The organism is uncultured Aquitalea sp. (assembly GCF_945957525.1).
GTDB lineage: Bacteria > Pseudomonadota > Gammaproteobacteria > Burkholderiales > Chromobacteriaceae > Aquitalea.
The window spans coordinates 53,082-65,501 of sequence record NZ_CAMFLA010000021.1; the positions used below are offsets into that span (position 1 = coordinate 53,082).

The following is a 12,420-nucleotide window of genomic DNA, read 5'->3' on the forward strand; positions in this document are numbered from 1 at the left end:
CTTCACATCTTCACCATGCGATCCACCACGGCCGGGCTATCCAGTCCCACCAGCATGGCTTGTTGCGGCGGCAGCAAGTAGATGCGGCCCTGTTTGCCGGCCGGCGTGGCTGCCACCTCCGGCCGGCGAGCGAAGGCTTCCTTGCCGCCGTAAGCGGCCGCCGTATGGCTGCCGAGGATGATCACGTCCGGTTGAAGGGCAATCCAGGCATCCCGGTTGAGCGGCTTGAAGCCGGACAATCCTGCGGCCGCATTCACGCCGCCGGCGGCGCGGATCAGCGTATCGGACGCAGTATCTCGCCCGGCCGCCAGCGTACCGTCGTAGCTCACCAGATAGCGCACTTGTCGCTCCGGCCGGGCGCGCATGGCGTCCTGCCAGCGCGCCGCCAGCGTTTCCGCCGCGGCGGCACGGCCCAGCAAGGCACCCACTTTGCGAATGGCGTCGGCGAAATCGGTACCGTCTTCACGCGCGCTGACCTCCTCCGCCCGCAGATTCAGCTTTCTCAGCCGATCCCATAGATTGACCGGCTGAGCTGCTGCGCTGCCCAACACCAGCGAGGGCTTGAGCCGGGCGATGGTTTCTGCGTTCAGGGCGCGAGAAAAACCCACCACTTGCGCCGCCGCCAGCTCGGGCTCGCGGCTGGAACGGTCGCGCCCCACCACGTCGCCGGCGGCGCCCAGGGCCACCACAATACTAGCGATGTCGGGCGTCACGACTACCACGCGTTCCGCCGCCCACGCCGGCAGCGCCAAGCCGGCCAGCAGTGCGCCCATGGGCCATGACTTACGCCACATCGGCCTGCTCCTGAAGGGGCAGTTCGCCCAATAGCTTCACCCATTCGGCGCGCTCGGGACGGCCCGGTTTGCGTTCGCCGAAGAAGGTCACCAGCGATTCGCCCGCGTCGTCGAACAGTTCCAGCGAGGTCACTACACCGTTGTCGCCCGGCTTGCGCGTCACCCAGGCCTCGGCCACCAGATCGGTGCGCAGATGCAGGTTGAAATCGCTATCCAGCACATTGAGCCAGTCGCCCACCACGCTGACATTGCTGATGGGGCCGGTATGAATCTGGATCAGGCTGCGATTGCCGGCAAATACCATGATGGGCAAGGCGGTGGCAGCCGCCCGGCGCAGCAGTTGTTCCACCGCGTGTTCAGCTACTCGCCAGGCCAGCCCTTTGGGCGCGAGGCGGAAACCCTGACGGCGCGACACGCCCCAGCGGCGCAGGAAGGGGTGAAATTCATGCACATCTTTCAAGGACAGCCATTCAGCGCGGAAGGCATCCAGATCCACCGCCTCATCGGCCGCCTCGCCCGGCAATGCCTCCACCGGCTCCAGCGTCAGCGCGGCCGGCGCTTCGGCAAACCTTGCCGCCAGCGCATCAAAGGCGTCGATATTGCTTTCTTCAGTGAGAAATACCTTGTGCACGGCGTCGCCGTGACGATCGAAAAACTGCAAGCTGCGCTGCACGCCGCGCGGGGTGGCGGTGCGCAGCACAAAGCCGTAGCGCCAGTGGAACAGGAAGATGCGCAGGTCGATCACCGGATTCATGGCCAGGCCCACCTTGCCTTCAAACGACACGTTGTCGTACAAACCCAGGGTTTCATGCACGCAGGCGTGATTGCGCGTCAGCGCCATCACCCGGCCCAGACTGGCCAGCGAGGACAGGATGTCCTCCCAGTGAGGTTGCAGCCTTACCGCCGTGGGGTCGGCCGCCGCCAATTCGCATTCACTGACATGCAGCGCCGCTGCGGCATCGCGAACACGCAGGCGGGGCTGTCCGGCCTTGAGGGCTTGATAACGGTCCCAGAGCAGACTCATGGTTGTCTCCTTTGACATCAGGGGGATCAGAAACGGTACTCGACGCTGGCGCTCAGGTTGCGCCCAGGCTGGGTGTAACGGTCCAGTGTCGCGTCAGTGGCGGACATACCGCGCACATCGGCGGCTTTCCAGTATTTGCGGTCCAGCAGATTGAACACGCCGGCACGCACCGTGGTGTTCTTGAGCGGACGCCACCATGCGGTGAGGTCCAGCGTGGCGTAGCCCGGTGCGGCAAAACTGGCGGCCCCGGCGGCGGTTTGCACCGGGATGCGACTGTTGCGCGCCACTGCGGTAAGCAGCAGTTCGCCGCCCGCGCTGTCCTGGTCGAAGCGCAAGCCCAGTACGCCGGTTAGCGGCGCAATGGAGGCCAGCGGGGTGTTGTCGTCCAGATTGTCGCCGCGGGCGTAGGCCAGCGAGGCCTGCAACTGCCAGCCGGGCGCAGGCCGCCACGCCGCGCGCCCTTCCACGCCGCGAATATTGACGCGGCCGATGTTCTGGTACTGGTAGGTCAGCAGACCGTTGACCATGCCCAGACTTTGCTGCTCGATGAAATCGCGGTAGCGGTTAGCGAAGGCGGTCAGGCCAAAATCAACGCTGCCCCAGCGCCCCTTAAGCCCCAGCTCCAGCCCTTTGCTGGTTTCCGACTTGAGATTGGGATTGGCCACCACCTGATAGCCGTAAGTGCGGTTGGCGAAAGCCATATTGGCGTCGTCAAAGGGCGGCGCGCGAAAACCGGTGGCCAGCTGGGCAAAGCCGGTCAGCCCGCCGCCCATGGGCACACTCAGACCCAGCTTGGGCGAGAAAGCGCTGTCGCTAAAGCCGGCCACAAGTTGCCCCTGGCTATTGGCGTAAGCCTGATCAGGCTGAGTGCTCATGCGGAACTGGTCCCAGCGCAGTGCCGGCGACAGGGTAAGGTCGCCCGCCAGGCGGATTTCATCCTGCACAAACAGACCGACACGGGTGGAAGTGCTGTCCGGGAAGGTTTTGTTGGGGAAGGTTTCGCCGCCTACGGTATTGCTCACGCCGCCGCTGGCGCTGTGCTGGGTCTTCATGCGCGGGCGACTGGTGTCTGCCTGGCTGACGTCCGCGCCCCATTGCAGCCAGTGGCGCGCGCCTAGCCAATCCAGCCGCTGATCCGCGTCCAGCCGCACCCCGGTGATGGTTTGCCGAAAGTTGTAATCGGAAACAATGCGGCTGCCGTCGGCATAGCGTTCCAGCGCGTTGTCGGCGTTGTCCAGCCGCTGCTGGTAGAGCTGCACGGCAAGCCGCTCGAACGGCCCCAGCTGCCTCCCCTCCCAGGACAGCGCAAAGCGGTCGCGCTGCACGTGGTCCGCCGCGGTCTGGTCATTCAGACCCCGCACCAGCCTGCCGCGCGCATTGACGTAGCTGCCGTACAGCGTATTGAGGAGGCGCGTGTCCGTGTCGCGCCGGTAATGCTCCAGCGTCAGTTCCAGCCGTTGATTGGCGTCGGGCCGATAACCCAGCTTGGCCAGCACATTGTCGCTTTGCCAATCTTGCGGATTGGGTGTGGTCCGCGCTGCGCCAGCGACATCCTTGTTGCCCTGATTGTCGGTTTGATGGCCGTCGCGGTGGGTAAACATCAGCAAGGCGTCGGTTTTCTCACCCTTGACGCCCAGCGCAGCGCTGCCGCCCCAGCCGTCGTTGGCGTTGCCGCCGAAAGCCTTGACGCTGCCGCCCACGCCCTGCTCCGCCTCAACGAAATCATCCGCCGTCAGCGTTCGGTAGCCGATGACGCCGCCAATGGCGTCCGAGCCGTACAAGCTGGAGCTGGGGCCGCGCACGACATCAATGGCGCGCAGGGTTTCCAGTTCGACGAAATCGCGACCCGAAACCGCGCCATTGCCGTTGCCGCCGCCCGCATAGGCGTCCGGCAAGCGCTGACCGTCGATCAGCATCAGGATGCGGTTGCCGTCCATGCCGCGAATGCTGTAGCCGGCATTGCCGCGACGATTGGGGTCCGACGCCACTTCCACGCCCGGTTCAAAGCGGGTGGCATCGGAAATATCGCGAGACAGCCTGTCGTCCAGTTTGTGGCGGGACACCACACTGGCCGAAGGCGCGGTTTCCTCCAACGGTTTTTCGCGGTTGTGCGCCGTCACCTGCACAGTGTCGAGCTGTTGCGGATCTGCGGCGGCATGGGCCGGCCAGGCGTGAGCCAGTGCCAGCACCAGGGGGGTGGCGCGTAACAGTGCCATGGAAACTCCAGTGTCCTAGTGGTTTCACGCTGGCTGGCTGCTGGCTGGCTGGCGATGCTTTAGTTGTTTATTTGATGAGTATGAGCTTGCCGTTGCGGGTAATCTGCAAACGGTAAGTGTCGCCCTGATGCTCGATCAGGATTTCGCGACAAGCGCCGAACAATCGACGGCTGTCCACGATGACGGCGTCGGCCTGCGGTTTCGCGGCAGCCGCCTCCGCGGGCTGGGCGGAAGAGAAGTTGCGATTCATTCGATAATGATAACCATTATCATTTATGGATGGCAAGATTTTTTGCTTGCTCCCGGCCTTCCTGCCGGCAAGTCAGCCCGACCGCAAGCGGGCCATCAGACGCTGGCATCGTCCAGGCTGCGCCAGACGCCCTGTCTGCCCCACTCGGGCAACCAGGCTTCCAGCGCCTTGGGCGGCATGGGCTTCGCCACGCCGAAGCCCTGCACCAGGCTACAACCCATGCGGCGCAAAGCGGCGCCATGCGCCAGCGTCTCCACCCCTTCGGCAATCACCTGCCGCTGAAACACCTCCGCCAGCTGGATGACGCTGGCCACAATGCCCAGGTCATCCGCATCTGCCAGCATCCCCAGCACAAAACTCTGGTCGATTTTCAGGGTGTCCAGCGGCAGCTTGCGCAAATAGGTAAGCGAGGAATAACCCGTGCCAAAGTCGTCCAACGCAAAATGCACCCCCAGCGCCTTGCATTGCGTCAGCACCTGCAGCGCCAGATCCAGATCATCCAGCGCCGCCGACTCCAGCACTTCCAGCTCCAGCAAGGCCGGATTCAAGGCCGGGCAACATTGCAGGGCTTGTCGCAAATCGCCGTGGAAATCGGCATGCAAGAGATAGTTGGCGCTGACATTGATGCTGACCGCCAGATCCAGCCCTTGCTCCTGCCAGCGCGCAGCCTGCGCCACGCCCTCCTCCAGCACCCAGCGGCCAAAGGCAATCTCTAGCGGGCTGCCTTGCAAGACCGGCAAAAACTCGGCAGGCGTCAGCAGGCCGCGCTCGGGATGTTGCCAGCGGATGAGCGCTTCCACGCCGATGACGCGCCCATCGTCCAGATCCACCTTGGGTTGGTAATACAAGAGGAATTGCCGCTGGCCCAGCGCCAGCTCCAGCGCCGCCAGGGTCCGCCTGTGCAGCTGAGCCTTGCGGTCGCTTTCCGGATCAAACAGCTGATAGCGGTTCTTGCCGGCCTCCTTGGCCTGATACATGGCCTGATCGGCATGTCGCAGCAAGGTATCCGCATCGGCATCGTCCTGCGGATAGAGCGTTACCCCGACACTGGCGCTGGCGCTGATGACGGCGCCGCCCAGTTCAACTTCCTGGCTCACGGCCGCCAGCACCCGATCCAGTATCGGGATGCACTCGTCGCTACCGTCCAGATCGGACAGCAGCAACACAAACTCGTCGCCGCCCAGCCGCGCCAGGGTGTCGTCGGCGCGCAGCACCGACTTCAGCCGTTCGGTAACTGAAATCAGCAACTGGTCGCCCACGTCATGGCCATGCAGATCATTAATGCCTTTGAAGCCATCCAGGTCAAGAAAGCACACTGCGCTTACCTTGCCGCTGCGCCGGCTGCGAATCAGCGCCTGCTCCAGGCGGTCGGACAACAAGCGGCGGTTGGGCACATTGGTGAGCGGATCAAAATTGGCGATGCGATCCAGCTCGGCCTCATGCGCCTTCAACTGGGTGATGTCGGAAAAAATACCGATATAGTGCTGAATCTGCCCGTACTGATCGCGCACCACCGAGACGGACAGCAACTCAGCGTACAAGTCGCCGTTTTTACGCCGGTTCCATACTTCTCCACGCCAGAAATCGTGCTCAGCCACCAGGCTCCACAGTTCCTGATAGAAACCGGGGCCATGCAGACCGGACGACAACAGTTTCGGCGACCGACCGATCACCTCCTCTTCGGCATACCCGGTGATGCGGACAAATGCGCCGTTGACCTTGGTGATGAGCTTGGCTGGCGATACCACCATGATGCCTTCGTAGCTGCTGTCGAACACCACCGCGGCTTCCTTCTGCGCCAGGGCGTAAATCTTGTGCTCGGTGATGTCGGTGTGAGTGCCGGACACCATCAAGGGTCGATTCTGCTGGTCGCGTTCCACCACCCGTCCGCGAGACAGTATCCAGCGCCAGCCGCCCAGCTTGCTCAGGCAGCGCATCTCCATTTCATAGGCGGGAGCAAGGCCGTCCAGATGCCGTTGCATGGCGGCCTCCACCAGAGGCCGATCCTCGGGATGAATATGCTCCAGCCACACTTGCCGGGTGATTTCCCGGCTGTCCGGCGCATAACCCAGCATGGCCTTCCAGCGAGCGCTGACTTCAAACGCCTCGGTCTGGACATTCCAGTCCCAATAGCCCTGATCAGAGCCCTCAATCACCCGCGCCAATTGCTGCTCGCGCGCTTGCAGAATGCGCTCCGCGGCCTTTTTCTCGGTCAGATCGCGACCGAAAGCCATATAGCGCCCGTCCTGCATGTGGACAGTGGTCAGTTCGGCCACAACAACCCCGCCGTCCAGACGGCCCAGCGTCCATTCGCTGCGAATGAAGCGCTGACGCTCCAGCTGCTGCAAATGGGCCGGCAAGGCGTCCCTGCAGGAGGGCGCCAGCAGCTGCTCGATATGCATTTGCCGCAATTGCTCTTGCGTGTGGCCGGTCATGCGGCAAGCCGACGGGTTGGCGAACAGGTATTGGCCGTTTTCATCGGTAATCCAGATGGCGTCGCCGGCTTCGTTCAGGACGAAGCGCAAATCCTCATCAAGACGTCGCCGCTCCGTAATATCGGACAGAGTGCCAACCAGGCGCAGTGCATTGCCGGCCTCGTCACGCTCCACGGCGCGACCGCGTACCCGCACCCAGCGCACTTCCCCGGCGCGGGTATGGATGCGGATGTCGAACTCCATCAGGCTGCTCTCGCCGCGTTTGTGCTCTGCCAGCGCCTGTTGCCATACGGCGAGGTCATCGGCATGCACCAGCCGCTTGAAGAATTCGATATCATGCGAATCCTCTTCCGGCCGATAGCCGGTCAAGGCGTAGTAGCGAGGGGAGCGATACACATAACCGGTGCGCAAATCCCAATCCCAGAATCCATCACTGGTTGCACCCACCACTTGCTGCAAGCGGCGCTCGCTGCCTTGCAACTGCATGGTCAGCGCCATGCGCTCACTGATATCCTGCACCGTACCGTGCAAGGCAATGATCTTGCCCTCATCATCGCGCGTCGCCTCGCCTCGCGCCGTGATCCAGCGTCGCTCTCCATCCGGGCGCAACACTTCCGCATCGCACTGATAGGGCTGCCCGTCTTGCAGGCACTGCTCCACCGCCGAGGACAGTCCGGCCCACCCTTCTTCGGTGAAATAGCCGCGCACTTCCGGATAAACTGCCGCCGGCAAATCCGGATCGCGGCCATATATGCGGTAAATCTCATCAGACCATTCGTGGCGATCAGTCTGCAGATCCCAGCTCCAGTTGCCGATAGCGGCAAGGCGCTGGGCTGCGAGCAGATCATCCGCGCTGTCTTTGAGTTTTTGCTCGCTCGCTTTCTGCAGGCTGATATCGCGCGAAATGCCGAACAAACCCACCACCTGGCCCTCTGCGCTGAACACCGGCCCCTTGCTCACCAGAAATGTCAGCGCCGACCCGTCTTTCAGTCGCAGGAATTCTTCATGCGTATCCACTTTGCCGGCCTGCATGATGTCGGCATCCAACGCCATCAGCTGCGCGGCGGAGCTCTCATCGAACAGGGCGCGGTCGTCCTGGCCAAGTATCTCGCTGACTGGGCGGCCGACAATCCGCGCCGCGCCTTCATTCACCATCAAGTAGCGGCCCTGCCGGTCCTTGACGAAGACGGCATCCGAGGTGCCCGACACCACAGCATCCAGTAAATTTCGGTGCGTCTCGTTGCGCTCGGCCAGTTGCCGCAACAAGCCGCTGAACAGGCTGACCGCACCGCCGCACAGGGCAAAAAACCCCCACTGCAAGGCCACGGCGGGCTCTGCGGCTGCGCTGTGAAAATGCGGCGACGCCATCCAGTCAAGCCCGAGCATGGCCAGCGCAGTGGCCAGCAAGCCCGGCCCCACCCCGCCGAGCAAGGCACTGAGAATGACCGGCAGCATGAACATAATCAGCATGGGCCGCAAATAGACGTTCATCGGCAGCATGTGCCGCACGCCCAATGCGGCAAGGGTAATGATCAGGGCAAAGAGATAGGCCAGCCAGACGGGAATGCGACCTTGCGACATGCGCTCCGCCCAACTTTCCAGCAGCTTTGCCGAAGCCGGGGATTCAGCTGGCGGCACCGCTCTCAGGGAGAAATACAACATCACCGCTGTACACAGCACAAAGACAAAACCTTTGTATGTGGACAGTGCGACGATGGTGTCAGGATCGGCGAACAGCTTGAGCAAGCTGTCGGAAAGCAGTATCCAGAGCATGGCCAGCGCGCAGTATGCGAGCACCACCAAGCGGATGAAACGAGTTCGCGCAGGAGCAACCATGCCAGCTATTGCCTTACCCGGTGATAGAACCATGTCGACTGTCGACCGCGCCAAGGAGGCGGCTCAGTCAACGCAGGATGAATCATGCAAAAAGCAATCCACTTTGCATTTCTATCAAAAAAACCATCCAGTCGAAAGTGATTCGCTCAGAAAAACGGCATCACAACACAAAAACACCACGCACTGAGCATAGCTGACCGCCGGGATCGATGCAGACAAGCCGATACGCTGAAGAGTAGCGCGGGCACGGGAAATAATGATGGGGGGATGGCGCGAGAGCGCTCAGAGAAGAAAAGCGAGAAAATTCAGGGTGGTGCGAGCGGGGAGACTCGAACTCCCACACCTTACGGCGCTGGAACCTAAATCCAGTGCGTCTACCAATTCCGCCACGCTCGCATTCGTCTTGAAACCGGGCGCTGTCGTCCCGATCTGGAGAAGAGGCAGCGACTATACCCCATCATCCTGTTGCTTACAAGTAGCGACAAGGACTGAACCATATTGGGTGAAAACTGTCAGAATGCCGTGTTTCACCCAACAACAACGTTCACATAGAGAGAGGACGCCATGCAACCTAATTTCCAGACCAGTTACGGCACGGGCTCGGTAGCCGGGTCGCGCAACAAGGTGCTGCGCAACACCTACGGGCTGCTGGGCTTGTCCATGATCCCCACTGTCATCGGCGCGCTGATAGGCACCAATATGAGCTTCGCCTTTCTGGCCGGCAGCCCCATCCTCGGCATGCTGATGATCATGGCCGTGTTCTACGGCCTAGTGTTCGCCATCGAAAAGAATCGCAATAATTCGCTGGGCGTTTTCCTGATGCTGGGCTTCACGCTGATGATGGGCCTGCTGCTTGGCCCCTTGCTGCAGTTTGCCCTGCGCTTTTCCAACGGCGGCCAGCTGATCATGGTGGCCGGCGCGGCCACTGCGCTGGTATTCATGGTGATGGCGGGCATTGCCAGCACCACCAAGCGCGATCTATCCGGCATGGGCAACTTCCTCACCGTCGGCGCCATCGTTCTGATGGTGGCGGTAGTGGCCAACATGTTCCTGCAAATGCCGGGCATGCAACTGGCTATCGCCGCCGCATTCGCCCTGTTCAGCTCGCTGATGATCCTGTGGCAGGTAAAAGTGGTTATCGACGGCGGCGAAACCAGCTATGTCTCCGCTGCGCTGTCAATCTACATCAGCATCTACAATCTCTTCACCAGCCTGCTGCAACTGCTGCTGGCTTTCGGCGGCGAGCGCGATTGATCATTGCCCGCTCCAAAACAAAAAGCGCCCATCATGGGCGCTTTTTTCTTGCCGGCGATGTGGCGGCAGGCCAGATCAAAGCGGCAACCACTCTGGCCAGCAGCCACCCTCTTCCATCACATCGCAGGCAACGGCAATGCCGGGCACCGCCAGCAAACGATCGTCCGGACCAAACAGCAAGGGCCAGCCGGCGCGCAAGGGTGCCGGTACGCCCGCCTCCTGAAACAGCTTGCGCACCTCCTTCAAGCCACTTGACTGACGCAGGCGCTCTCCGCCCTGGCGAGGCCGCAATTCAAAACCCGCCGCCAGCAGCGTCTTCGGCAAACCTTTGCCCATTCGCCAGCACAATATCCCACCCCAACCCGGTGCGATTTGCCGAGGCGAGCCTTCGCCATCCCACTGCATGGCGCTGACGGGCCCTGGACCAGCCAGGCGGCACAGCATCAGACGGTCGCGATAGCGCAGCAGGCAGTGATCTCCCAGCTTGAGCAAAGGCGTTGCTGTCGCGTTTGCGCTTGCCAATTGACGTAGAAACTCTTGCAAGGCATCCGGTGCGGGTTGCAGCATCGTCCGCTCTTTCAGCCAGCGAACCAGCACAAAGCCGCGTCGAGCCGACGACAAGGCCAACAGCGCCGGCGCTGACAGGCCGTCATCGCAACGGCAAGCGGCCAAATCAGCCTCGGCCACCTCATCCAGCACAGCAGCAGCCTCGCTCAGCTGCCAGGCCGAGCGAGCCATGTGCGCCGGATAGTCGGGCAAGTAGTCGGCAAGACGAGGCAGGATTTCGTGACGCAGGAAGTTGCGGCGAAAACGGGTATCGACATTGCTGTCGTCTTCCACCCAAGACAAACCCCGCTCAAGGGCGAACCGTTCCAGATCCGCCCGCCCCACATCCAGCAAGGGCCGCCAGTACCAGCGCGAACCGGACTCGCGCAGAGCAGGCATGCCGGCCAATGCATGCGCGCCGCCGCCCCGAAGCAATTGCAGCAACTGGGTTTCGCACTGATCGTCCCGATGATGCGCCAGCACGGTCACGTTGGCCGAAGCCTTGTCAAATGCCGCATAGCGGGCCATGCGGGCGGCTGCTTCAATGCCCAGCCCGCCATGGCGCGCAACATGCACTCGCTCCACGCGCATGGGCACCTCCAGCGACTGGCACAAAGTGCGGCAATGCGCTTCCCAGGCATCAGCATGAGCACTGAGGCCGTGATGCACATGCACAGCGGAAAGATGCAGCCAGGGCAGATGCCGACGGGCCTCCGCCAGCAGCGTCAGCAATACCACAGAATCCAGCCCGCCGCTCAGCGCCGCCTCAAAAGCACAAAGGCCGGACAATTTGTCCGGCCATTGATCAAGCAGATGCGTCAGCAGCTCAGGCTGCTTCTTCCTTGAAGCGGCCATAGCTCATCAGTCGGTCGAAGCGCTCTTTCAGCAGCGCGTCGATAGGCTTGGCGCTCTGCTCCTTGAGCTGTTCCTGCAATACGCGCTTGAGGCTGTTCATCATTTGCGCATGATCGCGGTGCGCGCCGCCCACCGGCTCGTTGATCACGCGGTCAACCAGGCCCAGCGTTTTCAGTCGGTTGGCGGTGATGCCCAGCGCCTCGGCGGCGTCGGAAGCGCGCTCAGCAGTCTTCCACAGAATGGAAGCGCAGCCTTCCGGCGAAATCACCGAATAAGTGGAATATTGCAGCATATTGACCTGATCGCCCACGGCGATGGCCAGCGCGCCGCCGGAACCACCTTCGCCAATCACGGTACAGATCACCGGCACGCGCAGACGTGCCATTTCATAGAGATTGCGCCCAATGGCTTCGGACTGGCCGCGCTCTTCCGCGCCGATGCCCGGGTAAGCGCCCGGCGTATCAATAAAGGTCACCACCGGCAGGCCGAATTTTTCAGCCAGCTTCATCAGGCGCAGCGCCTTGCGATAGCCTTCCGGGCGCGGCATGCCAAAGTTGCGGTATATCTTTTCCTTGGTGTCGCGGCCTTTCTGGTGGCCGATTACCACCACGGACTGGCCATTGAAGCGGGCCAGGCCGCCTACGATGGCAGGATCATCGGCAAAGGCGCGATCGCCATGCAGCTCTTCGAAATCGGTAAAGATGGCGCGCAGGTAATCCAGCGTATAAGGACGCTGCGGATGGCGGGCCACTTGCGAGATCTGGGAGGGCGTGAGTTTGGCGTAGACAGCCTTGGTCAGTTCAAGGCTTTTCTTTTGCAGGCGGGCGATTTCTTCAGAGATGTCCAGTACGGAGTCATCCTGCACGAATCGCAGCTCTTCAATCTTGTTCTCGAGCTCGGCGATCGGCTGCTCAAAATCGAGAAAGGTCGGCTTCATTATGCACATCATCCGATTAAGCGAATCGGGCAATCATACATTACGCGGAAAGCGTCCGTCACGCCCCTGTCGGACAAAATTCAGTCGACATCGAGCTTTTATTCCAGCCACCCTGGGTTTTCATAAAAAATTGAAACAAACCCCTTGCGCTGACAAAAAGCCTGTGTTTTAATTCGCCTCCTCGCTGAGACGCAAACGCAGACAGCGACAAGGTTTCAGGGCGTTTAGCTCAGTTGGTAGAGCGTCTGCCTTACAAGCAGAATGTCGGCGGTT

The 12,420-nt window shown here is 61.7% G+C and carries 9 protein-coding genes and 1 tRNA gene; 2 read left to right on the plus strand and 8 right to left on the minus strand.

The window, feature by feature from the left end; all coding sequences use genetic code 11:
* Window positions 1-2: 2 nt before the first annotated feature.
* The 5 genes from Q0P52_RS16760 to Q0P52_RS16780 form a co-directional block, all read right to left on the minus strand.
* Window positions 3-794, minus strand: coding sequence for an ABC transporter substrate-binding protein (locus Q0P52_RS16760; protein ID WP_293766531.1), 792 nt, complete (start codon window positions 792-794; stop codon window positions 3-5).
* Window positions 784-1,818, minus strand: coding sequence for a ChuX/HutX family heme-like substrate-binding protein (locus Q0P52_RS16765; protein ID WP_293766529.1), 1,035 nt, complete (start codon window positions 1,816-1,818; stop codon window positions 784-786). The genes Q0P52_RS16760 and Q0P52_RS16765 overlap by 11 nt, the downstream gene beginning before the upstream one ends.
* Before the next feature lie 26 nt (window positions 1,819-1,844).
* Complete coding sequence (locus Q0P52_RS16770; protein ID WP_293766527.1) at window positions 1,845-4,034, minus strand: TonB-dependent hemoglobin/transferrin/lactoferrin family receptor; 2,190 nt, start codon at window positions 4,032-4,034, stop codon at window positions 1,845-1,847.
* Between the two features lie 67 nt (window positions 4,035-4,101).
* Entirely contained in the window at window positions 4,102-4,284 is a 183-nt protein-coding gene (locus Q0P52_RS16775) for a hemin uptake protein HemP (protein WP_293766525.1), read from the minus strand.
* 95 nt (window positions 4,285-4,379) lie between these two features.
* Window positions 4,380-8,300, minus strand: coding sequence for a PAS domain S-box protein (locus tag Q0P52_RS16780; RefSeq protein ID WP_293766523.1), 3,921 nt, complete (start codon window positions 8,298-8,300; stop codon window positions 4,380-4,382).
* On the opposite strand from Q0P52_RS16780, the gene Q0P52_RS16785 reads away from it, so the two are divergent.
* The gene (locus tag Q0P52_RS16785; protein WP_293766521.1) at window positions 8,299-8,742 is read left to right on the plus strand and encodes a hypothetical protein; all 444 of its coding nucleotides are present in this window, start codon (window positions 8,299-8,301) and stop codon (window positions 8,740-8,742) included. The two genes, Q0P52_RS16780 and Q0P52_RS16785, sit on opposite strands and share 2 nt — an antisense overlap.
* Window positions 8,743-8,866: 124 nt before the next feature.
* On the opposite strand, the gene Q0P52_RS16790 is transcribed toward Q0P52_RS16785, so the two are convergent.
* Window positions 8,867-8,951, minus strand: a tRNA-Leu gene (locus Q0P52_RS16790).
* A 168-nt stretch (window positions 8,952-9,119) separates the two neighbouring features.
* On the opposite strand from Q0P52_RS16790, the gene Q0P52_RS16795 reads away from it, so the two are divergent.
* The gene (locus Q0P52_RS16795; protein WP_293766518.1) at window positions 9,120-9,809 is read left to right on the plus strand and encodes a Bax inhibitor-1 family protein; all 690 of its coding nucleotides are present in this window, start codon (window positions 9,120-9,122) and stop codon (window positions 9,807-9,809) included.
* 75 nt (window positions 9,810-9,884) lie between these two features.
* Here Q0P52_RS16795 and tilS read toward each other — a convergent pair whose 3' ends face one another.
* Window positions 9,885-11,210 carry a tRNA lysidine(34) synthetase TilS gene (tilS, locus tag Q0P52_RS16800; RefSeq protein WP_293766516.1) on the minus strand — a complete coding sequence of 442 codons (1,326 nt, stop codon included), beginning with the start codon at window positions 11,208-11,210 and terminating at the stop codon, window positions 9,885-9,887.
* Window positions 11,182-12,147, minus strand: a complete 966-nt coding sequence (locus Q0P52_RS16805; protein ID WP_293766514.1) for an acetyl-CoA carboxylase carboxyltransferase subunit alpha — start codon at window positions 12,145-12,147, stop codon at window positions 11,182-11,184. The genes tilS and Q0P52_RS16805 overlap by 29 nt, the downstream gene beginning before the upstream one ends.
* Window positions 12,148-12,420 lie beyond the last annotated feature (273 nt).

What these genes read in the sequence shown, in the direction of transcription:
- Q0P52_RS16760 (WP_293766531.1), bottom strand. Translation starts at nt 794, where the DNA reads ATGTGGCGTAAGTCATGGCCCATGGGCGCACTGCTGGCCGGCTTGGCG.
- Q0P52_RS16765 (WP_293766529.1), bottom strand. Translation starts at nt 1,818, where the DNA reads ATGAGTCTGCTCTGGGACCGTTATCAAGCCCTCAAGGCCGGACAGCCC.
- Q0P52_RS16770 (WP_293766527.1), bottom strand. Translation starts at nt 4,034, where the DNA reads ATGGCACTGTTACGCGCCACCCCCCTGGTGCTGGCACTGGCTCACGCC.
- Q0P52_RS16775 (WP_293766525.1), bottom strand. Translation starts at nt 4,284, where the DNA reads ATGAATCGCAACTTCTCTTCCGCCCAGCCCGCGGAGGCGGCTGCCGCG.
- Q0P52_RS16785 (WP_293766521.1), top strand. Translation starts at nt 8,299, where the DNA reads ATGCGCTCCGCCCAACTTTCCAGCAGCTTTGCCGAAGCCGGGGATTCA.
- Q0P52_RS16780 (WP_293766523.1), bottom strand. Translation starts at nt 8,300, where the DNA reads ATGTCGCAAGGTCGCATTCCCGTCTGGCTGGCCTATCTCTTTGCCCTG.
- Q0P52_RS16795 (WP_293766518.1), top strand. Translation starts at nt 9,120, where the DNA reads ATGCAACCTAATTTCCAGACCAGTTACGGCACGGGCTCGGTAGCCGGG.
- tilS (WP_293766516.1), bottom strand. Translation starts at nt 11,210, where the DNA reads ATGGCCGCTTCAAGGAAGAAGCAGCCTGAGCTGCTGACGCATCTGCTT.
- Q0P52_RS16805 (WP_293766514.1), bottom strand. Translation starts at nt 12,147, where the DNA reads ATGAAGCCGACCTTTCTCGATTTTGAGCAGCCGATCGCCGAGCTCGAG.